The sequence below is a fragment of the Streptosporangium sp. NPDC000095 genome, assembly GCF_042899335.1.
In the GTDB taxonomy this organism is placed as follows: Bacteria; Actinomycetota; Actinomycetes; order Streptosporangiales; family Streptosporangiaceae; genus Streptosporangium.
This window is the reverse complement of the sequence record NZ_JBIAZS010000006.1, coordinates 101263-122592: the sequence shown is the minus strand read 5'-3', so window position 1 is coordinate 122592 and position 21330 is coordinate 101263. Positions and strand designations below refer to the sequence as shown.

At 65.8% G+C, this 21330-nt stretch carries 28 protein-coding genes; all 28 read right to left on the bottom strand.

All coding sequences use genetic code 11. The features are described from left to right. Window positions 1-92 precede the first annotated feature (92 nt). On the bottom strand, window positions 93-743 hold the full coding sequence (locus ACFY3V_RS15860) for an adenylate kinase (protein WP_350943280.1): 651 nt from the start codon (window positions 741-743) through the stop codon (window positions 93-95). Further along, window positions 743-2062, bottom strand: coding sequence for a preprotein translocase subunit SecY (gene secY / locus ACFY3V_RS15855; protein WP_350943279.1), 1320 nt, complete (start codon window positions 2060-2062; stop codon window positions 743-745). The genes ACFY3V_RS15860 and secY overlap by 1 nt, the downstream gene beginning before the upstream one ends. A 179-nt stretch (window positions 2063-2241) precedes the next feature. After that, window positions 2242-2697 (bottom strand): 50S ribosomal protein L15, encoded by a 456-nt coding sequence (gene rplO, locus ACFY3V_RS15850; RefSeq protein WP_350943278.1) that lies wholly within the window; start codon window positions 2695-2697, stop codon window positions 2242-2244. A 2-nt stretch (window positions 2698-2699) separates the two neighbouring features. Then, window positions 2700-2882: a 50S ribosomal protein L30 gene (gene rpmD / locus ACFY3V_RS15845; RefSeq protein ID WP_012887849.1), complete on the bottom strand. Its 183-nt coding sequence runs from the start codon at window positions 2880-2882 to the stop codon at window positions 2700-2702. A gap of 3 nt (window positions 2883-2885) precedes the next feature. Then, complete coding sequence (gene rpsE, locus ACFY3V_RS15840; RefSeq protein WP_329089955.1) at window positions 2886-3518, bottom strand: 30S ribosomal protein S5; 633 nt, start codon at window positions 3516-3518, stop codon at window positions 2886-2888. Between the two features lie 73 nt (window positions 3519-3591). After that, window positions 3592-3975, bottom strand: a complete 384-nt coding sequence (gene rplR, locus ACFY3V_RS15835; RefSeq protein ID WP_344913778.1) for a 50S ribosomal protein L18 — start codon at window positions 3973-3975, stop codon at window positions 3592-3594. A 2-nt stretch (window positions 3976-3977) separates the two neighbouring features. Beyond that, entirely contained in the window at window positions 3978-4520 is a 543-nt protein-coding gene (gene rplF / locus ACFY3V_RS15830; protein WP_350943277.1) for a 50S ribosomal protein L6, read from the bottom strand. 17 nt (window positions 4521-4537) lie between these two features. After that, window positions 4538-4936, bottom strand: a complete 399-nt coding sequence (rpsH, locus tag ACFY3V_RS15825; protein WP_350943276.1) for a 30S ribosomal protein S8 — start codon at window positions 4934-4936, stop codon at window positions 4538-4540. Between the two features lie 146 nt (window positions 4937-5082). Continuing rightward, window positions 5083-5268, bottom strand: coding sequence for a type Z 30S ribosomal protein S14 (locus tag ACFY3V_RS15820; protein WP_068896544.1), 186 nt, complete (start codon window positions 5266-5268; stop codon window positions 5083-5085). Between the two features lie 2 nt (window positions 5269-5270). Further along, a complete protein-coding gene (gene rplE, locus ACFY3V_RS15815; protein ID WP_350943275.1) occupies window positions 5271-5849 on the bottom strand; it encodes a 50S ribosomal protein L5 in 579 nt (192 codons plus the stop codon). Further along, a complete protein-coding gene (rplX, locus tag ACFY3V_RS15810; RefSeq protein WP_350943274.1) occupies window positions 5849-6169 on the bottom strand; it encodes a 50S ribosomal protein L24 in 321 nt (106 codons plus the stop codon). The genes rplE and rplX overlap by 1 nt, the downstream gene beginning before the upstream one ends. Next, window positions 6169-6537, bottom strand: coding sequence for a 50S ribosomal protein L14 (rplN, locus tag ACFY3V_RS15805; protein ID WP_012887841.1), 369 nt, complete (start codon window positions 6535-6537; stop codon window positions 6169-6171). The genes rplX and rplN overlap by 1 nt, the downstream gene beginning before the upstream one ends. 184 nt (window positions 6538-6721) lie before the next feature. Next, complete coding sequence (rpsQ, locus tag ACFY3V_RS15800) at window positions 6722-7003, bottom strand: 30S ribosomal protein S17 (protein WP_326635528.1); 282 nt, start codon at window positions 7001-7003, stop codon at window positions 6722-6724. Then, window positions 6996-7232, bottom strand: a complete 237-nt coding sequence (gene rpmC, locus ACFY3V_RS15795; RefSeq protein ID WP_030912909.1) for a 50S ribosomal protein L29 — start codon at window positions 7230-7232, stop codon at window positions 6996-6998. Before rpmC ends, rpsQ begins: the two co-directional genes overlap by 8 nt. Beyond that, the gene (gene rplP / locus ACFY3V_RS15790) at window positions 7232-7651 is read right to left on the bottom strand and encodes a 50S ribosomal protein L16 (RefSeq protein ID WP_350943270.1); all 420 of its coding nucleotides are present in this window, start codon (window positions 7649-7651) and stop codon (window positions 7232-7234) included. Before rplP ends, rpmC begins: the two co-directional genes overlap by 1 nt. Before the next feature lie 2 nt (window positions 7652-7653). Continuing rightward, window positions 7654-8529 (bottom strand): 30S ribosomal protein S3, encoded by an 876-nt coding sequence (rpsC, locus tag ACFY3V_RS15785; protein ID WP_350943269.1) that lies wholly within the window; start codon window positions 8527-8529, stop codon window positions 7654-7656. Continuing rightward, window positions 8529-8882 carry a 50S ribosomal protein L22 gene (rplV, locus tag ACFY3V_RS15780; protein WP_030912916.1) on the bottom strand — a complete coding sequence of 118 codons (354 nt, stop codon included), beginning with the start codon at window positions 8880-8882 and terminating at the stop codon, window positions 8529-8531. Before rplV ends, rpsC begins: the two co-directional genes overlap by 1 nt. 96 nt (window positions 8883-8978) lie before the next feature. After that, on the bottom strand, window positions 8979-9257 hold the full coding sequence (rpsS, locus tag ACFY3V_RS15775; protein ID WP_012887835.1) for a 30S ribosomal protein S19: 279 nt from the start codon (window positions 9255-9257) through the stop codon (window positions 8979-8981). An 11-nt stretch (window positions 9258-9268) separates the two neighbouring features. Beyond that, the gene (gene rplB, locus ACFY3V_RS15770) at window positions 9269-10105 is read right to left on the bottom strand and encodes a 50S ribosomal protein L2 (RefSeq protein WP_350943268.1); all 837 of its coding nucleotides are present in this window, start codon (window positions 10103-10105) and stop codon (window positions 9269-9271) included. Window positions 10106-10196: 91 nt separating this feature from the next. Then, a complete protein-coding gene (rplW, locus tag ACFY3V_RS15765) occupies window positions 10197-10499 on the bottom strand; it encodes a 50S ribosomal protein L23 (protein WP_030912923.1) in 303 nt (100 codons plus the stop codon). Next, window positions 10499-11146, bottom strand: coding sequence for a 50S ribosomal protein L4 (gene rplD / locus ACFY3V_RS15760; protein WP_350943267.1), 648 nt, complete (start codon window positions 11144-11146; stop codon window positions 10499-10501). Before rplD ends, rplW begins: the two co-directional genes overlap by 1 nt. After that, window positions 11143-11796 (bottom strand): 50S ribosomal protein L3, encoded by a 654-nt coding sequence (rplC, locus tag ACFY3V_RS15755; protein ID WP_329089937.1) that lies wholly within the window; start codon window positions 11794-11796, stop codon window positions 11143-11145. The genes rplD and rplC overlap by 4 nt, the downstream gene beginning before the upstream one ends. Before the next feature lie 14 nt (window positions 11797-11810). Continuing rightward, window positions 11811-12119, bottom strand: coding sequence for a 30S ribosomal protein S10 (gene rpsJ, locus ACFY3V_RS15750; RefSeq protein WP_030912931.1), 309 nt, complete (start codon window positions 12117-12119; stop codon window positions 11811-11813). Window positions 12120-12450: 331 nt separating this feature from the next. Next, window positions 12451-13644, bottom strand: a complete 1194-nt coding sequence (gene tuf / locus ACFY3V_RS15745; protein WP_350943265.1) for an elongation factor Tu — start codon at window positions 13642-13644, stop codon at window positions 12451-12453. Window positions 13645-13877: 233 nt separating this feature from the next. After that, the gene (gene fusA / locus ACFY3V_RS15740; protein ID WP_389774235.1) at window positions 13878-15926 is read right to left on the bottom strand and encodes an elongation factor G; all 2049 of its coding nucleotides are present in this window, start codon (window positions 15924-15926) and stop codon (window positions 13878-13880) included. 87 nt (window positions 15927-16013) lie between these two features. After that, window positions 16014-16484, bottom strand: a complete 471-nt coding sequence (gene rpsG / locus ACFY3V_RS15735) for a 30S ribosomal protein S7 (RefSeq protein WP_350943262.1) — start codon at window positions 16482-16484, stop codon at window positions 16014-16016. Window positions 16485-16486: 2 nt separating this feature from the next. After that, window positions 16487-16858, bottom strand: coding sequence for a 30S ribosomal protein S12 (rpsL, locus tag ACFY3V_RS15730; protein ID WP_012887826.1), 372 nt, complete (start codon window positions 16856-16858; stop codon window positions 16487-16489). Window positions 16859-17440: 582 nt separating this feature from the next. Further along, window positions 17441-21328, bottom strand: coding sequence for a DNA-directed RNA polymerase subunit beta' (locus ACFY3V_RS15725; RefSeq protein WP_350943261.1), 3888 nt, complete (start codon window positions 21326-21328; stop codon window positions 17441-17443). Window positions 21329-21330 lie beyond the last annotated feature (2 nt).

The following is a 21330-nucleotide window of genomic DNA, read 5'->3' as shown; positions in this document are numbered from 1 at the left end:
CCGATTCTGCCCTAAATGACAGCACACCACCCATGGGAAACCCATGGGTGGTGTGCACCGTGTCGTCGTTCGGCCGGCCAGCGAAGGGGTCGCTAGCCGATGAAGGGCCTCAGGGCCTCCATCGCGCGCTGGGTGACCTCTTCCACCGGCCCCGTGGCGTCGACCCCGACCAGGATGCCCTCGTCGGCGTAGAAGGAGACCAGGGGCGCCGTCTGCTCCTGGTAGACCTCCAAGCGGTGCCTGACGGTCTCCTCCTTGTCGTCGTCCCGCTGGTACAGCCGGCCCTCACAGGCGTCGCAGATGTCGTCCTTCTTGTCATCGAAGTCGACGTGCCAGATGCGGCCGCACTGGCTGCAGGTCCGGCGGCCCGCGAGCCTGCGGACGACCTCCTCGTCGTCGACCACGAGCTCCAGAACGATGTCCAGACCGACCTGGAACTCGGCGAGCATCTTCTTCAGGATCTCGGCCTGGGGCACGTTCCTGGGGAAGCCGTCGAGCAGGAAGCCGTCCTGCGCGTCGTTCTCGGCGAGGCGGTCGCGGACCATCGCGATGGTGACCTCGTCGGGCACGAGGTCACCGCGGTCCATGTATTCCTTGGCAAGCTTGCCGAGCTCCGTGCCGCCCGAGACATTGGCGCGGAAGATGTCACCTGTCGAAATCTTCGGGATCGACAGGTTCGATGCGACGAACTGGGCCTGTGTCCCCTTACCCGCTCCGGGGGGCCCGACCAGGACGAGGCGCACTACTTCAGGAAGCCTTCATAATTACGCTGCTGCAACTGGCTCTCGATCTGCTTCACGGTGTCGAGGCCGACACCAACCATGATCAGAATGCTCGTTCCTCCGAACGGGAAGTTCTGACTCGCGCCGACGAGCGCCAGCGCGACGATCGGCACCATGGAGATCAGGCCCAGATACAGCGCGCCTGGAGCGGTGAGTCGCGTGAGCACGTAGTTCAAGTACTCGGCCGTCGGGCGACCCGGGCGGATACCCGGGATGAACCCACCGTACTTCTTCATGTTGTCGGCGACTTCAACGGGGTTGAAGGTAATCGACACGTAGAAGTACGTGAAGAAGACGATGAGCAGGAAGAAGGTGATCATGTACGTCGGGGTGGTCCCGCCACCGCCGAACTCCTGCGAGATCCACTGGATGATCGGGTGCGGCTCTTCCTGGGTGTTCGAGAAGAGCGTGGTGATCAGCTGCGGGAGGTAGAGCAGCGAGGAGGCGAAGATGACCGGGATGATGCCGGCCTGGTTGACCTTGAGCGGGATGTAGGTCGACGTCCCGCCGTACATTCTGCGGCCGACCATGCGCTTGGCGTACTGCACCGGGATCCGGCGCTGTGCCTGCTCCACCATCACGACCAGGGCGATCATCGCGATACCGACCACGATGACCACGCCGAAGACGAAGCCACCCTTCTGGCGGGCGATGTTCAGCAGCTCGGACGGGAAGACCGCGATGACCTGCGTGAAGATCAGGATGGACATGCCGTTGCCGATACCGCGATCGGTGATGAGCTCGCCCAGCCACATGACGACGGCGGTGCCGGCGGTCATGGTCAGCACCATCGTGACGATGGCGAAGACGTTGTCCTTGTCGAGAAGGATCTCCTCGCGGCACTGCGGGAAGAGCTGGCCGCTGCGGGCGAGCGCCACGAAGGCGGTCGACTGCAGGACCGCCAGGCCGACCGTGAGGTAGCGGGTGTACTGCGTGATCTTGGTCTGCCCGGACTGTCCCTCCTTCTTGAGGGCTTCCAGTCGCGGAATGACCACGACGAGCAGCTGAAGAATGATGCTCGCGGTGATGTACGGCATGATGCCGAGGGCGAAGACTGAAAGTTTCAGAAGGGCGCCGCCGCTGAACAGCTGCACCATTCCGTAGATGTTGCCCGCGTCCCCCGCTTGCGCCTGGGTGAGACAACGGCTGATGTTCTCGGTATGCACACCCGGAGTCGGCAGGACCGACCCAAGTCGGAACAGCGCGATGATGCCCAAAGTGAAGAGCAGCTTCTTACGCAGGTCCGGCGTACGGAACGCTCGGGTAAATGCGGTCAGCACGGTCCCTCCTGCGCGCCTGAAAGGCGAGGTCGGTCAGCGATGGTGCGGGGGTGTTCCATCTTTGCCATATCCAGTCAATGAGCCCAAGGAAATGAGTCGAGGCCCACTGTCCAGCGAACTCTAACGCACTACGGGCGCGGGAGCCCATTACGAGCCCCCGCGCCGCGTGATGATAACGCCTACAGCTCGGAGACGGAGCCCCCGGCCGCGGCGATCTTATCCTTGGCGCTGGCCGAGAAGGCATGCGCCTCCACGTTCAACGCCACGGAGATGTCACCGGTTCCCAGAACCTTGACGAGTTGGTTCTTGCGAACCGCGCCCTTCGCGACGAGCGTGTCGACGGTGACGTCGCCCCCCTCGGGGAACAGCTCGCCGAGCTTGTCAAGGTTGACAACCTGGTAGGTCGTCTTGAACAGGGCGTTGGAGAAGCCCTTGAACTTGGGCAGGCGCCGCTGCAGCGGAACCTGGCCACCCTCGAAACCGAGGGGGACCGTGTTCCTGGCCCTCGTGCCCTTGGTGCCACGACCCGCGGTCTTGCCCTTGGACGCCTCGCCGCGGCCCTTGCGGACCTTCGACTTGTTGGCGCCGGGAGCCGGACGCAGGTGGTGGATGCGGAGCGGAGTGTTCTCTGCCATGTCTAGTCGACCTCTTCCACGGTGACGAGGTGCGTCACCACGGTGACCATGCCGCGGATCTCCGGGCGGTCCTCCTTGACGACGACATCGCCGATTCGCTTCAGACCGAGCGAGCGCAGCGAGTCACGCTGGTTCTGCTTGCCACCGATCTTGGAACGGACCTGGGTAATCTTCAGGCGTGCCATGGACTAGCTCACCGCCTTCGCGGCCGCGGCCTCCGCGAGGCCCTCGGCGCGAGCCTTGAGCATCCTCTTGGGGGCGACGTCCTCGATCGGGAGGCCGCGGCGGGCCGCGATCTCCTCGGGGCGGCTGAGGCCCTTCAGGGCCGCCACGGTGGCGTGCACGATGTTGATCGGGTTGTCCGAGCCGAGCGACTTGGACAGCACGTCGTGAATGCCGGCGCACTCCAGCACGGCGCGCACCGGACCACCGGCGATGACGCCGGTACCGGGCGAGGCCGGACGGAGGAAGACGACGCCCGCCGCCTCCTCACCCTGCACGATGTGCGGGATGGTGCCCTGGATACGGGGCACCTTGAAGAAGTGCTTCTTGGCCTCTTCGACACCCTTGGCGATCGCCGCGGGCACCTCCTTGGCCTTGCCGTAGCCGACACCGACCATGCCGTTGCCGTCACCGACGATGACGAGGGCGGTGAAGCTGAAGCGACGACCACCCTTCACGACCTTGGCCACTCGGTTGATCTTCACAACGCGCTCGATGTACGAGACGCCCTTGTCAGCGTTTCCACCGCGGCGATCGTCACGACGACCGTCACGCCGCTCGCCACCGGCGGCGCCACCGCGACGCGGAGCTCCGGCCATTAGTGGTTCCTCTTCTCATTCGTAAGACGGGCCATCGGGTGCGATCCTGGATTGCGATCCTGGGACGGAGTCATCAGAACTCCAGTCCGCCTTCGCGAGCGCTGTCTGCCAGCGCCGCGATGCGGCCCGCGTAGCGGTTGCCACCCCGGTCGAACACGACCGCGGTGATCCCGGCTGCCTTGGCCCGCTGAGCGAGAAGCTCGCCGACCTGCTTGGCCTTGTCGGTCTTGGCGCCCTCCGCCGAGCGCAGGGAGGCGTCCATGGTGGACGCGCTCACCAGCGTGTGGCCCTGGGTGTCGTCGACGATCTGCACGAAGAGGTGCTTCGTGGACCGGTTGACGACCAGGCGCGGACGTGTGGCCGTACCGGCCACCTTCTTGCGGACTCGGCCGTGGCGGCGGGCCCGCGAGACGGCGCGGGCGGCCGTGTGCTTGCCGAACGCAGTCTTGCCAGCCATGCCTACTTACCAGCCTTTCCGACCTTGCGGCGGATAACTTCACCCTGGTAGCGCACGCCCTTGCCCTTGTACGGGTCGGGCTTGCGCAACTTGCGGATGTTCGCGGCGATCTCGCCGACCTTCTGCTTGTCGATGCCGTCCACGTGGAACAGCGTCGGCTTCTCGACGCGGAAGGTGACACCCTCGGGGGCGTCGACGATCACCGGGTGGCTGAAGCCGAGAGCGAACTCAAGCTGAGTCGGGCTCTTGGCCTGCACGCGGTAACCGACGCCCACGATCTCCAGGGTCTTCGAGTAACCCTGGGTGACACCGGTCACCATGTTGGCGACCAGGGTGCGAGACAGACCGTGCAGCGCACGGACCTTGTTCTCGTCGTTGGGACGGGTGACGGACAGATTGCCGTCGTCACCCTTGGCGATCGCGATGGGTTCCGCGACCGTGTGTGAAAGCGTGCCCTTGGGGCCCTTGACCGTGACGTCCCGGCCGTCGATGGCGACGTCCACTCCGTTCGGTACGGGGATGGGCAGCCGTCCGATTCTTGACATGCTGTTCGTTCTCCCCTCTACCAAACGAAGGCGAGGACTTCCCCGCCCACTCCACGCTTGCCGGCCTGCTTGTCCGTCATGAGGCCGCCGGACGTCGAGATGATCGCGACGCCCAGTCCACCCAGGACTCGGGGCAGGTTGTCCTTCTTTGCATAGACCCGCAGGCCGGGCTTGGAGACCCGGCGCAGACCCGAGAGGGAACGCTCACGGGTCGGCCCGAACTTCAGCTCCACCACGAGGTTCTTTCCGACCTTGGCGTCTTCGACGCTCCAGGACTGGATGTAACCCTCCTGCTGGAGGATCTCGGCGATGTGCGCCTTGATCTTCGAGTACGGCATCGCCACGCTGTCGTGGTACGCCGAGTTCGCGTTTCGCAGACGCGTCAGCATGTCTGCGATCGGGTCGGTCATCGTCATGGCCGGTGGCCTTCCTCACCGCGGTTTCCACAGGGGACCTACGGTGCGGTCGTGGGCGCCTGTAGGCGGCGCCCGGTGAATACGACTTCTATGTGCGGCCGGTGCTTCGCGCGGGCCCGTGATCGCTCACGGGGCCGCGCGGAGGGCTACCAGCTCGACTTGGTGATGCCGGGCAGCTCGCCCCGGTGCGCCATCTCGCGGAAGCAGATGCGGCACAGGCCGAACTTCCTGAAGACGGCGCGGGGACGACCACAGCGCGAGCACCGAGTGTACGCCCGGACCTCGAACTTGGCCTTGCGAGCAGCCTTGACCTTGAGCGACGTCTTCGCCATGATCAGGCCTCCTTGAAGGGGAAGCCGAGCTGCTTCAGCAGTGCCCGGCCCTGGTCGTCGGTCTTAGCGGTGGTCACGACGGTGATGTCCATACCACGCTGGCGGTCGACCTTGTCCTGGTCGATCTCGTGGAACATGACCTGCTCGGTGAGACCGAAGGTGTAGTTGCCGTTGCCGTCGAACTGCTTGGGCGACAGACCGCGGAAGTCACGGATACGGGGCAGCGCCAGCGAGAGCAGCCGGTCGAGGAACTCCCACATCCGGTCACCGCGCAGCGTGACGTGCGCACCGATCGGCATGCCCTCGCGCAGCTTGAACTGGGCGATGGACTTGCGGGCGCGGACGACCGCCGGCTTCTGACCGGTGATCACGGTGAGGTCGCGGACGGCGCCTTCGATGAGCTTCGAGTCGCGCGCGGCCTCGCCGACACCCATGTTCACCTTGATCTTGGTGATGGTGGGCACCAGCATGATGTTCTCGAACTCGAACTGCTCGTTCAGCTTCGCGATGATCTCTTCGCGGTAGCGCTGCTTGAGGCGCGGGAGGGCCCGCTGTTCGGTCTCAGTGGTGTTCGCGGTCATCAGTTGTCCTCACCCGTCTCCTCGGAAGCGGCCTTGGCCGACTCCTTCTTGGCGGGCTTGTCGTCCTTGGAAGGCTTCTCATCCTTGAGCTTCTTGACGTTGCTCACGTGGATGGGAGCCTCCATGGTCTGCACGCCACCGGCCTTGGCACCGCGCGGACCCTGGTTGGTCTCCTTGCTGTGCTTCTTGACCATGTTGACGCCCTCGACCACCACGCGCTCGTCACGCGGGTGGGCGGCGATCACACGACCCTTGGCACCCTTGTCCTTGCCGGCGATGACCAGGACGAGGTCACCCTTCTTCACATGAAGCTTCGGCATTACAACACCTCCGGCGCGAGCGAGATGATCCGCATGAACTTCTTGTCACGCAGCTCACGTCCGACGGGACCGAAGATGCGGGTGCCCCGGGGGTCGCCACTGTCCTTGATGATGACGGCGGCGTTCTCGTCGAAGCGGATGTAGGAGCCGTCGGGCCGGCGGCGCTCCTTGACAGTGCGGACGATGACGGCCTTGACCACATCGCCCTTCTTCACGGTGCCGCCCGGGATGGCGTCCTTGACCGTGGCGACGATGATGTCACCGATTCCCGCGTAACGTCGGCCCGAGCCACCGAGAACACGGATGCAAAGGACTTCCTTCGCACCGGTGTTGTCGGCGACCTTGAGCCGCGACTCCTGCTGGATCACTTGAACTCCTGTTTGTCTCGCCGGTTCTCACCCGTGGTTTCGGGTGAGCCTTGCGGAACCTGCTGGTCTTTTTCCTCCGGCGACAGCCCTCGCGGACCGCCGTCGCAGGCGGGGCGAAGATCGCTTCGCCCCCTTGGACGCCATCATGGGGGGTGACGGTGTCACCCCCCACGAGGCGCGTTACCTACTTGGCCTTCTCGAGGATCTCGATGACGCGCCAGCGCTTGCTGGCGGACAGCGGCCGGGTCTCCATCAGGAGAACGCGGTCGCCGACACCGCAGGTGTTGGCCTCGTCGTGCGCCTTGTACTTGGTCGTCCTGCGGATGACCTTGCCGTACAGGGGGTGCTTGACGCGGTCCTCGACAGCGACCACGACAGTCTTGTCCATCTTGTCACTGACGACCAGACCCTCACGGGTCTTGCGGTAGTTCCGCGTCTCGGTCGTGGTTTCCGTGGCCTCAGCCATCGATCGACTCCTTCTCTACCGTGACGATTCCGAGCTCCCGCTCGCGCATCACCGTGTAGATACGGGCGATCTCGCGGCGGACGGCGCGCAGCCGCCCGTGGCTCTCCAACTGGCCGGTCGCTGCCTGGAAGCGGAGGTTGAACAGCTCCTCCTTGGCTTCCTTCAGCTTCGTGACCAGGGTGTCCTGGTCTTCCACCCGCAGCTCACCGGCGGTCAGGCCCTTAGCCATCACGCCTCACCCACTTCACGCTTGACGAACCGGCACTTCATCGGCAGCTTGTGCATCGCACGACGCAGGGCTTCGCGAGCCACCGGCTCGGCGACACCCGAAAGCTCGAACATGATGCGACCGGGCTTGACGTTCGCGACCCACCACTCCGGCGAACCCTTACCGGAACCCATGCGGGTCTCGGCGGGCTTCTTGGTGAGGGGGCGGTCCGGATAGATGTTGATCCAGACCTTTCCGCCACGCTTGATGTGACGGGTCATCGCGATACGAGCCGACTCGATCTGACGGTTGGTCACGTAGGAGTGCTCAATCGCCTGAATGCCGAACTCGCCGAACACGACCCTGGTGCCACCCTTGGCGGCGCCGTGACGGTCGGGCCGGTGCTGCTTGCGGTGCTTGACCCTGCGCGGGATCAGCATGGTCAGCTCCCTTCAGCACCCGGCTGCGCAGCCGGGCCGGTCTCGGGGGCGGCCTGCGAGGCCGCCTCGGTCCTGGGGGCGGCGGAGCCACCCGAAGCGCGGTCACCGCGGCCGGCGCCGGCACCACGACGGGCGCCACCGGCGCCACGACGGGGACGGTCGCCGCCACCGGCACCAGGGCCACGACGGTCGTCGCGGTCACGGCGCTGGCCCGCGCGAGCACCGGCGGCGGCCGCCTCGCGCTCGGCGCGGCTGGTCGGAGCCTCACCCTTGTAGATCCACACCTTCACGCCGATGCGACCGAAGGTGGTGCGGGCCTCGTACAGGCCGTAGTCGATGTCCGCGCGGAGGGTGTGCAGGGGCACGCGGCCCTCGCGGTAGAACTCCGAACGGGACATCTCGGCGCCGCCGAGACGGCCGGAGCACTGCACCCGGATGCCCTTGGCACCGCTCTTCATCGCCGACTGCATCGCCTTGCGCATGGCACGGCGGAACGAGACACGGCTGGACAGCTGCTCGGCCACACCCTGGGCGACGAGCTGAGCGTCGATCTCAGGGTTCTTGACCTCGAGGATGTTCAGCTGGACCTGCTTCTTGGTCAGCTTCTCGAGGTCACCGCGGATCCGGTCCGCCTCGGCGCCGCGGCGGCCAATGACGATGCCCGGACGGGCGGTGTGAATGTCGACCTGTACCCGGTCGGTGGTCCGCTCGATCTCCACCTTGGAGATGCCGGCCCGCTCCATGCCCTTCTTGAGCATGCGGCGGATCGCCACATCCTCGGCAACGTACGACTTGTAGAGCTTGTCGGCATACCACCGGCTCTTGAAGTCGGTCGTGATGCCGAGGCGGAACCCGTGCGGGTTAACCTTCTGACCCACTAGCGGGTCCTCCCCTTCGGCTCGCGGGACTCCACGATCACGGTGATGTGGCTGGTCCGCTTGTTGATCCGATAGGCACGACCCTGTGCACGGGGACGAAACCGCTTCAGCGTCGGGCCCTCGTCGACCCAGGCACGGCTCACGAAGAGCGTGTCACGGTCGAGCTTGAAATTGTGCTCCGCGTTGGCAATGGCGCTCGAAAGTACCTTGTACACGGTCTCGCTCGCCGACTGGGGAGCGAACTGCAGCACGGCCTGCGCCTCCGAAGCGGGCAGCCCGCGAATGAGGTCCACCACACGGCGGGCCTTCATGGGCGTGTGGCGCGCGAACCGCGCCTGAGCCCTGGCTTCCATCGCTTACTCCTCTTACCCTTCGTTTTGGTCGAGTCCGTCTCGCCCGTGACGATCGCTTCCGATCGTTCTCGGCTCGACGTCCTCTTCCTGAGGCGCTTATCGCCGGCTGCGGCGGTCTTCCTTGACGTGGCTGCGGAAGGTTCGCGTGGGAGCGAACTCACCCAGCTTGTGGCCGATCATCGACTCGGTGACGAACACCGGGACGTGCTTGCGGCCGTCGTGAACGGCGATCGTGTGACCAAGCATGTCGGGCACGATCATGGAGCGCCGCGACCACGTCTTGATGACGTTCTTGGTGCCCTTCTCGTTCTGGACATCCACCTTCTTCTGAAGGTGGTCGTCCACGAAGGGACCCTTCTTAAGGCTACGTGGCATTTTGGCTGCTCCTACCGCTTCTTCCGCTTGGTACGACGGCGGATGATCAGCCGGTCGCTGGCCTTGTTCGCCGCACGGGTACGTCCCTCGGGCTTGCCCTTGGGGTTGACGGGGTGACGACCGCCGGAGGTCTTACCCTCACCACCACCGTGCGGGTGGTCGACCGGGTTCATCGCGACACCGCGGACGGTGGGGCGCTTGCCCTTCCACCGCATGCGTCCGGCCTTACCCCAGTTGATGTTGGCCTGCTCGGCGTTGCCGACCTGGCCGATCGAGGCCCGGCAGCGGACATCGACCTGGCGCATCTCACCGGAGGGCATACGCAGCGTGGCGTACTGGCCCTCCTTGGCGAGGAGCTGGATCTGCGCGCCGGCGGACCGGCCCAGCTTGGCGCCACCGCCCGGACGGAGCTCCACCGCGTGGATGAAGGTACCGGTCGGGATGTTGCGCAGCGGGAGGCAGTTGCCCGGCTTGATGTCGGCCGTGGGGCCGTTCTCGATGTGGTCGCCCTGCTTGAGGCCGGTCGGGCAGAGGATGTAGCGCTTCTCCCCGTCGGCGTAGTGCAGCAGCGCGATGCGAGACGTGCGGTTCGGGTCGTACTCGATGTGAGCGACCTTGGCCGGAATCCCGTCCTTGTCGTGACGCCGGAAATCGATGATCCGGTAGGCGCGCTTGTGGCCACCACCCTGGTGACGGGTGGTGACTCGGCCGTGGACGTTACGGCCACCCTTGCTGTGCAGGGGTGCAAGCAGCGACTTCTCGGGCGTGCTGCGCGTGATCTCGGCGAAGTCCGAGACGCTGGCGCCGCGGCGACCCGGGGTCGTCGGCTTGAGTTTACGGATGCCCATCTTTTTCGTTCATCCTTCGTCGGTTAATCCGGTCGAATGCCCCTCACCAGACGGCGAGGGGCTTTCTCCCTGTACTTACTGAGCGAGCGCGTCAGCCGATCTGGCCGAAGATGTCAATCCGGTCGCCCTCGACCAGGCTGACGATGGCTCGCTTGGTGGCCGGGCGCTGGCCGTAGCCGAACCTGGTCCGCTTGCGCTTGCCCTGGCGGTTGATGGTGTTGACGCTGGCGACCTTGACACCGAAGATCTTCTCAACGGCGATCTTGACCTGCGTCTTGTTGGCCGTCTTCCGCACCAGGAACGTGTACTTGTTGTGCTCGTCGATCAGGCCGTAGCTCTTCTCGGAGACAACCGGCTTGATGATGATGTCGCGCGGGTCGGCGATCTTCTCCATCAGGCGTCTTCCTTCCCGCTCTTGCTCAGACGCGCCACGGTCTGGTCGTACGCGTCCTGAGTGAAGACGACGTCGTCGTAGCAGAGCACGTCGTAGGTGTTGAGCTGCCCGGCGTCCAGGAGGTGGACCTCGGGAGCGTTGCGCAGGCTCAGCCAGCTGAGCTCGTCACCCTCGTCGACGACGACCAGGACGCTGCGGGCCTTGGTGAGCCTGCGAAGCGACTCAAGAGCCGCCTTGGTCTTCGGGGTCTCCCCCTCGACCAGACCGCTGACCACGTGAACGCGGCCGCCGGTCGCCCGGTCGGACAGGGCCGCGCGCAGGGCGGCGGCCTTCATCTTCTTGGGAGTCTTCTGCGAGTAGTCCCGCGGAACCGGGCCGTGGACGGTGCCACCACCGGTGAACTGCGGGGCGCGGGTCGAACCCTGGCGGGCGCGGCCGGTGCCCTTCTGGCGGTACGGCTTCTTGCCGCCGCCTCGGACCTCACCGCGGGTCTTCGCCTTGTGGGTGCCCTGCCGGCGAGCGGCGAGCTGGGCCACGACGACCTGGTGGATCAGCGGGATGTTGACCTTCGTGCCGAAGATGTCCTCCGGCAGGTCGACGGTGCCGGCCTTCTCACCGCGTACGTCGAGGACGTCAATGGTGCTCACTTGGCAGCCCCCTTCTTGGCGGCGGTGCGGACCAGGACCAGGCTGCCGTTGGCGCCGGGGATCGCACCCTTGATCAGGATGAGGCCCTTCTCGGCGTCCACGGCGTGAACCTTGAGGCTCTGGACGGTCGTGCGGACGTTGCCCATCCGGCCCGCCATGCGCACGCCCTTGAAGACGCGGCCGGGGGTGGCGCAGCCACCGATGGAACCGGGCGAGCGGTGCTTGCGCTGCGTACCGTGCGAGGCGCCCAGACCCTTGAAGCCGTGGCGCTTCATGACACCCGCGAAGCCCTTGCCCTTGCTCTTGCCCGTCACGTCGACGAACTGGCCGGCCTCGAAGGTGTCGGCGAGGAGCTCCTGGCCCAGGGTGTAGTCGCTCGCGTCGTCGGTGCGGATCTCCGCGAAGTAACGGCGCGGGGTGATGTCGTGCTTGCGCAGGTAGTCGCCGAGCGGCTTGTTGACCTTCCGCGGGTCGACCTGGCCGAAGCCCAGCTGAACGGCGGTGTAGCCGTCCTTCTCGGCGGTGCGGACGCGGGTCACGACGCACGGGCCAGCCTCGACGACGGTCACCGGGACCATCCGGTTGTCCGCGTCGAAGACCTGGGTCATGCCGAGCTTCTTGCCCAGGACGCCCTTGATCTTGTTAGCCATGTCAGTGCGTTCCCTCAGAGCTTGATCGAGATGTCAACGCCGGCGGGAAGGTCGAGTCGCATGAGCGAGTCGACCGTCTTCGGCGTCGGGTCGATGATGTCAATCAGCCGCTTGTGCGTGCGCATCTCAAAGTGCTCGCGGCTGTCCTTGTACTTGTGCGGCGAGCGGATGACGCAGTACACGTTCTTCTCGGTCGGCAGCGGCACCGGGCCCGCGACCTTGGCGCCAGTCCTTGTCACCGTCTCGACGATCTTCTTGGCCGAGACGTCGATGACCTCGTGGTCATAGGCCTTGAGCCGAATGCGGATCTTCTGTCCCGCCATAATGGCCTCGGTGTCCTTCACTGTCGTCTGAAAAAGTTACGTGCGGCCTGTTGCCGCTATGTCGTGGCCGGCCCATCTGGACGGTCCCGCCACGTCGTGCCGGAGCACGTCTCGCCCTGGGGCGGCGTCTCCGCACATGCCCCACGTAGCAGACGCTGTGAGTCCGCGCTTTCTTCCGTGATCTGGCAGTGAGTTCGGTCATCCTTCGGCCGAACCAACTGCGAGATCACGGTTCGTGGGGTCCTGCCGGGGTTCGCGCCCTGCGGCGCGGTCCCCTCGTGGTGAGGCGGTCGGCCCTGTTTCGAGGGCCGACCGCCACTCCGCGATCGTACTACTTGATGATCTTGGTCACTCGACCCGCACCGACGGTGCGGCCACCCTCACGGATGGCGAACTTGAGACCGTCCTCCATCGCGATGGGCTGGATCAGCGCGACGTTCATCTCCGTGTTGTCGCCGGGCATGACCATCTCGGTGCCCTCGGGGAGGTTCACCACACCGGTCACGTCGGTCGTACGGAAGTAGAACTGCGGGCGGTAGTTGTTGAAGAACGGGGTGTGGCGGCCGCCCTCGTCCTTGCTCAGGATGTAGACCTGGGCCTCGAACTCGGTGTGCGGGGTGGTCGTGCCCGGCTTGATGATGCACTGGCCGCGCTCGACGTCCTCGCGCTTGATGCCGCGCAGGAGCAGACCGACGTTGTCACCCGCCTGCCCCTCGTCGAGGAGCTTGCGGAACATCTCGACACCGGTGACCGTGGTGGTGGTCTTGGTCTCCTTGATGCCGATGATGTCGACGGTCTCGTTGACCTTGACGATACCGCGCTCGATACGGCCGGTGACGACCGTACCGCGACCGGTGATCGAGAAGACGTCCTCGATCGGCATGAGGAACGGCTTCTCGGTCTCACGGGTCGGCTCGGGGACGTTCTCGTCCACGGCGGTCATGAGCTCGATGATCGAGTCGCCCCACTTGGTGTCGCCCTCAAGCGCCTTCAGCGCCGAGACGCGGACGACCGGCAGGTCGTCGCCGGGGAACTCCTGGGCCGAGAGAAGCTCGCGGACCTCGAGCTCGACGAGCTCCAGGATCTCCTCGTCGTCCACCATGTCGGACTTGTTGAGGGCGACGACGATGTAGGGGACGCCGACCTGGCGGGCCAGGAGGACGTGCTCCTTCGTCTGCGGCATCGGACCGTCGGTGGCGGCGACCACGAGGATCGCGCCGTCCATCTGAGCCGCACCGGTGATCATGTTCTTCACGTAGTCGGCGTGACCGGGGCAGTCCACGTGGGCGTAGTGGCGCTTCTCGGTCTGGTACTCGACGTGCGCGATGGAGATCGTGATACCACGAGCCTTCTCCTCGGGCGCCTTGTCGATCTTGTCGAACGGGGTCGCCTCGTTGAGGTTCGGGAAACGCTCGTGGAGCACCTTGGTGATCGCCGCGGTCAGAGTGGTCTTGCCGTGGTCGATGTGCCCAATGGTGCCGATGTTTACGTGCGGCTTGGTCCGCTCGAACTTGGCCTTGGCCACTGCTCTCTCCTTAGAGATTCTGACGTGACTTGCGTCTTCATATTCGGGATTGGGGAGGCCGGTCCCTCTCGGAACCGGCCGGCGAGAAAGCTCTCGCCCCGCACCCCTCCGGTGGCGGGGTGACGATCTCCTCGCCTCCCGCACCCGGAACAGCGCTGGGGCCTGCTCGCCCCGCACCCCTCCGGTGGCGGGGTGACGATCTCCTCGTTACCCGCACCCGGAATGGTGCTGGACTACTCGCCCCGCACCTTCGCGACGATCTCCTTGGCGATGTGCGCGGGCACTTCGGCGTAGGAGTCGAATTGCATGCTGTAGCTCGCACGCCCCTGCGTCTTGCTACGGAGGTCTCCCACGTAGCCGAACATCTCAGAGAGCGGCACGAGCGCCTTGATGATCCGGGCGCCGGAGCGCTCGTCCATCGCCTGGATCTGCCCGCGGCGACCGTTGAGGTCACCGATGACATCACCCATGTAGTCCTCGGGCGTGGTGACCTCAACGGCCATCATCGGCTCCAGGATTACGGCGTCCGCCTTGCGCGCGGCCTCCTTGAAGGCCATCGAGCCAGCGATCTTGAAGGCCATTTCGGACGAGTCCACCTCGTGGTAGGCACCGTCCTGCAGGGTGACCTTGACCCCGACCATGGGGTATCCGGCGAGAACACCGAACTCGGCCGCCTCCTGGGCGCCCGCGTCGACCGAGGGGATGTACTCCCTCGGGATGCGGCCACCGGAGACCTTGTTCGAGAACTCGTAACCGTCGTTGCCCTCGCCCAGCGGCTCAATGTCGATGATGACCTTGGCGAACTGGCCAGAACCACCGGTCTGCTTCTTGTGGACGTAGTCGACCTTCTCCACCTTGCGGCGGATGGTCTCCCGGTAGGCCACCTGAGGCCGGCCGATGTTGGCCTCGACCTTGAACTCGCGGCGCATCCGGTCGACGAGGATCTCCAGGTGGAGCTCGCCCATACCCCAGATGACCGTCTGCCCGGTCTCGTCGTCACGACGGACCTGGAAGGACGGGTCCTCCTCGGCCAGGCGCTGGATCGCGGTGCCCAGCTTCTCCTGGTCACCCTTGGTCTTGGGCTCGATGGCGACGCTGATGACCGGCGCCGGGAAGTTCATCGACTCCAGGACCACGGGGTGAGCCGGGTCGGCCAGGGTGTCACCGGTGGTGGTGTCCTTCAGGCCCATCACGGCGACGATCTGACCTGCGACGGCCGACGAACGCTCTTCGCGCTTGTTGGCGTGCATCTGGTAGATCTTGCCGATCCGCTCCTTGCGGCCCTTCACCGAGTTGGTCACCGCGGTGCCGGTCTCGAGCGTGCCCGAGTAGATGCGGATGTAGGTGAGGCGACCGAGGTGCTGGTCGCTCATGATCTTGAAGGCGAGCGCGGAGAACGGCTCGTTCACGTCCGCGTGACGCTCGATGACCTCGTCTTCCTTGCCGACCGCGTGGCCCTTGAAGGCCGGGATGTCGATCGGGGCGGGAAGGTAGGCGACGATCGCGTCGAGCAGGGGCTGGACGCCCTTGTTCTTGAACGCGGTGCCGGTCAGGACCGGGTTGATGGCGCTGGCCAGCGTCGCGCGGCGGATGGCCGCGACCAGCTGCTCCTCGGTGGGCTCGACACCCTCGAGGAAGAGCTCCATCAGCTCGTCGTCGTTCTCGGCGACGGTCTCGACGAGCTTGTCACGCCACTCGCGAGCGGCCTCGGCGTGCTCGGCCGGGATGTCGACGGTCTCGTACATCTCGCCCTTGGCCGCCTCGGCGCTCCAGAGCAGACCCTTCATCTTGACCAGGTCGATGATGCCCTTGAAGTCGGCCTCGACGCCCCAGGGAAGCTGGATGACGGCGGGGGTCGCGTTCAGGCGGCTGATCATCATGTCGACGCAGCGGTGGAACTCCGCGCCGACCCGGTCCATCTTGTTGACGAAGCAGATCCTGGGCACTTCGTAGCGGTCGGCCTGACGCCAGACCGTCTCGGACTGCGGCTCGACACCGGCGACGCCGTCGAACACGGCGACGGCACCGTCGAGGACGCGGAGCGAGCGCTCCACCTCGATCGTGAAGTCCACGTGGCCCGGCGTGTCGATGATGTTGATCGTGTGGCCGAGCCATTCGCAGGTCGTGGCAGCGGAGGTGATGGTGATACCACGCTCCTGCTCCTGCTCCATCCAGTCCATCGTGGCTGCGCCCTCGTGGACCTCACCGATCTTGTAGTTGATACCGGTGTAGAACAGGATGCGTTCGGTCGTCGTGGTCTTGCCCGCGTCGATGTGGGCCATGATCCCGATGTTACGGACCTTGGCCAGGTCAAGAGCGGTCGTGGTGGCCACTTCTCTCGCGTCCTCGTCGTCTCGTCGAACCCGCTGTTACCAGCGGTAGTGGGCGAAGGCCTTGTTGGACTCGGCCATCTTGTGGGTGTCCTCGCGCTTCTTGACGCTTGCGCCGAGGCCGTTGCTGGCGTCGAGCAGTTCGTTCATGAGGCGCTCGGTCATGGTCTTCTCGCGGCGGGCGCGGGAGTACTGCACCAGCCAGCGCAGGGCCAGGGTGGTGCTACGCGTCGCGCGCACCTCGACCGGGACCTGGTAGGTCGCGCCACCGACACGGCGGCTGCGGACCTCAAGGGTGGGCTTGACGTTGTCCAGCGCGCGCTTCAGGGTGACGACCGGGTCGTTGCCGGTCTTCTCCTTGGCGCCTTCGAGGGCGCCGTACACGATGGACTGGGCGATGGAGCGCTTGCCGTCCAGGAGCACCTTGTTGATGAGCGCGGTGACCAGGGGCGAGTTGTGAACCGGGTCAGCCATGAGCTGACGGCGGCCAGGAGAACCCTTGCGAGGCATTCTTACTTCTCCTTCTTCGCGCCGTAACGGCTACGGGCCTGCTTGCGGTTACGGACACCCTGGGTGTCGAGCGAGCCGCGGATGATCTTGTAGCGAACACCCGGCAGGTCCTTCACACGACCACCACGGACGAGCACGATGGAGTGCTCCTGGAGGTTGTGGCCGACACCGGGGATGTAGGCCGTGACCTCGATGCCGTTGGTGAGCCGGACACGCGCGACCTTGCGGAGCGCGGAGTTCGGCTTCTTCGGGGTCGTGGTGTAAACGCGCATGCAGGTGCCGCGTCGCTGAGGGCTGGCCTTGAGCGCCGGAGTCTTGGTCTTTGTGACCTTGTCCTGGCGGCCCTTGCGGACCAGCTGCTGAATCGTGGGCACCGCGTCTCCGTTCGTGCTAGCCGGTAATTCGAATGTGGTGCATTTTGCAGGTGCTGCCGGTGTCATGACCTGCGGTTCTTTCATCCCCTCCGACCCACGCGGTCGGGCGTGTCGCGTAAGTTTCGCGCCACATCCCGGTTAAGGCCGGTCCGGTGGAGGAGGCCATACGGCGCCTCTGCCGACCCCTCATCGGGAAACTGGCGACGCGCACGCATGAAGACCCATGAAGACATGGGCACGAAGGGAAAGACTACCCAGCCCAACGCAACACGTCAAAACGGCTGCACTCGCCAGGCGTCGGCGTTCGTGTCATGACTCCCGCGATCGGTTTCCGACCGACCGCTTCCGGGTCCGTGTCGAGTTTACCCGGCGCGAAGCACTTCTCCGGCCGTTCTCCGCATTAACGTGTGGCTTTCGCCGCAACATTCCGGTCAAGAAAGGTCCACATCCCCAGCTATCGGGTCGGCAGGCGGGAAAGGCGACGGTGCCGGAGGGAAAGCGACGGCGCCCGGCCCCCTTGAAGGGGACCGGGCGCCGTCTGCGACCACTCTGCCGTCAGCGACCGCTCAGCGGTCGTGCCGTTCAGCGGTTGTACTGACCGAAGTCGTACTCCTCCAGCGGCACGGCCTCGCCGGAGCCCGAACCGAAGGTGTAGTCGGCCGCGGAGCCGTCGTAGCCGCCGACGGTGTACATGGCGGCCTTCGCCTCCTCGGTGGGCTCGACCCGGATGTTGCGGTACTGGGGCATGCCCGTACCGGCCGGGATGAGCTTTCCGATGATGACGTTCTCCTTGAGACCGAGCAGCGAGTCCGACTTGGCGTGGATCGCCGCGTCGGTGAGCACTCGGGTCGTCTCCTGGAAGGACGCCGCGGACAGCCAGGACTCGGTGGCGAGCGAGGCCTTGGTGATGCCCATCAGCACCGGGCGTCCGGAGGCCGGCGTGCCGCCCTCCGCCACGCACTCGCGGTTGATCCGCTCGAAGCGCGGCCGCTCGACGAGCTCACCGGGCAGCATGTCGGCGTCGCCGGACTCCAGCACGTTCACGCGCTTGAGCATCTGCCGCACGATGATCTCGATGTGCTTATCGTGGATCGACACACCCTGCGAGCGGTACACCTGCTGGACCTCCGCCACAAGGTGCAGCTGCACGGCCCGGGGGCCGAGGATGCGCAGCACCTCGTTGGGGTTGACCGCACCGGCGATCAGCTGCTGGCCGACCGTGACACGCTGCCCGTCGGAGACGAGCATGCGCGACCGCATCGACACGGGGTACGCGACCTCCTCGGAACCGTCGTCCGGGACGATCACGATCTTCCGGGTCTTGTCGGTCTCGTCGATGCGGACCCGGCCCTCGGCCTCGCTGATCGGGGCGACACCCTTGGGGACGCGCGCCTCGAAGAGCTCCTGCACACGGGGCAGACCGTGGGTGATGTCGGCGCCCGCCACACCACCGGTGTGGAAGGTCCGCATCGTCAGCTGGGTGCCGGGCTCGCCGATCGACTGGGCGGCGATGATGCCGACCGCCTCGCCGACGTCCACGAGCTTGCCGGTCGCGAGCGAACGGCCGTAGCAGGTGGCGCAGACACCGATCTTGGCCTCGCAGACGAGGGCGCTGCGGGTCCTGACGGTCTCCACCCCGGCCTCGACCAGGGCGGTGACGTGGATGTCGTTGATGTCGACACCCATCGGCGCGATGATCTTGCCGTCCACCTCCACGTCCTCGGCGAGGATGCGGCCGTGCACGTTGCTCTCGGCGTTCTCCGCCTTGACCAGGTTGCCCTGGGCGTCGCGGTCGGCCACGTGCAGCGGGACGCCACGGTCGGTGCCGCAGTCGATCTCGCGGACGATGACGTCCTGCGCGACGTCCACCAGACGACGGGTCAGGTAACCCGAGTCGGCGGTCCGCAGCGCGGTGTCCGCCAGACCCTTCCGCTGACCGTGGGTGGAGATGAAGTACTCCAGCACCGACAGGCCCTCGCGGAACGAGGCCTTGATCGGACGCGGGATCGTCTCGCCCTTGGTGTTGGACACCAGGCCACGGATGCCGGAGATCTGCCGGACCTGCATCAGGTTTCCTCGGGCGCCCGACTGGACCATCATCCAGACCGGGTTGGTCTTCGGGAACGCCTTCTGCATGTCGTCGGTCACGTCACTGGTCGCGTGCGTCCAGATCTCGATGAGCTCCTGACGGCGCTCCTCGTCCGTGATCAGACCGCGCTCGTACTCACGCTGGACCTTGTCGGCCCTGCGCTCGTACGTCTCCATGATGTCGGCCTTGTTCGGCGGCGCGATGACGTCCTCGATGGAGATCGTCACACCGGCCCTGGTCGCCCAGTAGAAACCGGCGTCCTTGAGGGCGTCGAGCGCCGCGGCGACCTCGACCTTGGGGTACTTCTCGGCGAGCTCGTTCACGATGACCGAGAGCTGCTTCTTGCCGACCTGCGAGTTCACGTACGGGTAGTTCGCCGGCAGGGTCTGGTTGAACAGGCAACGACCCAGGGTGGTCTCCAGGCGGTAGCTGTCACCCGCCTCCCAGCCCTCGGGAGCGGCCCAGCCTCGGGGCGGCGGGACGTCTCCCTTCATCCGGATCTGGATCAGCGACTGGATGTCCAGCTCGCGGCGGTCGAAGGCCATGAGCGCCTCCGACACCGAGCCGAAGACCCGGCCCTTGCCGACACCGTTCTCGTCCTCGTCCTTGAGCGTGGTCAGCGAGTAAAGACCGATGATCATGTCCTGGGTGGGCATGGTCACGGGCTTGCCGTCGGCCGGCTTGAGGATGTTGTTCGTCGACAGCATCAGGATGCGGGCCTCGGCCTGCGCCTCGGCCGACAGCGGCAGGTGCACGGCCATCTGGTCACCGTCGAAGTCCGCGTTGAACGCGGTGCAGACGAGCGGGTGGATCTGGATGGCCTTGCCCTCGACCAGCTGCGGCTCGAAGGCCTGGATGCCCAGGCGGTGCAGGGTCGGCGCGCGGTTGAGCAGCACGGGGTGCTCGGTGATGACCTCTTCGAGGACGTCCCACACGACCGGCCGGGCACGCTCGACCATCCGCTTGGCCGACTTGATGTTCTGCGCGTGGTTCAGGTCGACCAGGCGCTTCATCACGAACGGCTTGAAGAGCTCCAGGGCCATCTGCTTGGGCAGACCGCACTGGTGCAGCTTCAGCTGCGGGCCGACGACGATGACCGAACGGCCGGAGTAGTCGACTCGCTTGCCCAGCAGGTTCTGGCGGAACCGGCCCTGCTTGCCCTTCAGCATGTCGCTGAGGGACTTCAGGGGGCGGTTGCCGGGACCGGTGACCGGGCGGCCACGGCGGCCGTTGTCGAACAGCGCGTCGACGGCCTCCTGGAGCATCCGCTTCTCGTTGTTCACGATGATCTCGGGGGCGCCGAGGTCGAGAAGTCGCTTGAGGCGGTTGTTCCGGTTGATCACCCGGCGGTACAGGTCGTTCAGGTCCGAGGTCGCGAACCGGCCACCGTCGAGCTGCACCATCGGGCGCAGGTCCGGCGGGATGACCGGGATGCAGTCGAGGACCATCCCGTTGGGCGAGTTGCGGGTGTTCAGGAACGCCGACACGACCTTGAGACGCTTGAGCGCGCGGGCCTTCTTCTGGCCCTTGCCGCTGCGGATCGTCTCGCGCAGGTTCTCGGCCTCAAGAGCGAGGTCGAAGTTGGTCAGACGCTCCTGGATCGCCTGGGCGCCCATGCCACCGCGGAAGTAGCGGCCGAAACGGTCGCGCATCTCGCGGTAGAGCAGCTCGTCGCCCTCAAGGTCCTGGACCTTGAGGTTCTTGAAGCGGCTCCAGACCTCGTCCAGCCGGTCCAGCTCGCGCTGGGCCCGGTCGCGCAGCTGCCGCATCTCACGCTCGGCGCCCTCCCGGACCTTGCGGCGCTGGTCGCCCTTGGCGCCCGCGGCCTCAAGCTCGGCCAGGTCGCTCTCCAGCTTGCGCTGGCGAGCCTCGATGTCGGCGTCACGGCGCTGCTCGATGTGCTGCCGCTCGACGGAGATCTTCGCCTCCAGCGACGGCAGGTCACGCTCGCGCATTTCCTTGTCAACGTGCGTGATCATGTAGGCCGCGAAGTAGATGACCTTCTCAAGGTCCTTCGGGGCCAGGTCGAGCAGGTATCCCAGCCTGGACGGGACACCCTTGAAGTACCAGATGTGCGTGACGGGCGCGGCCAGCTCGATGTGGCCCATCCGCTCACGACGCACCTTGGCGCGGGTCACCTCGACGCCACAGCGCTCACAGATGATGCCCTTGAAGCGGACGCGCTTGTACTTACCGCAGTAGCACTCCCAGTCGCGAGTCGGACCGAAGATCTTCTCGCAGAAGAGTCCGTCCTTCTCGGGCTTGAGCGTCCGGTAGTTGATGGTCTCCGGCTTCTTCACCTCGCCGTGCGACCACTGGCGGATATCGTCGGCGGTCGCGAGGCCGATCCGAAGCTCGTCGAAGAAGTTGACGTCGAGCACTA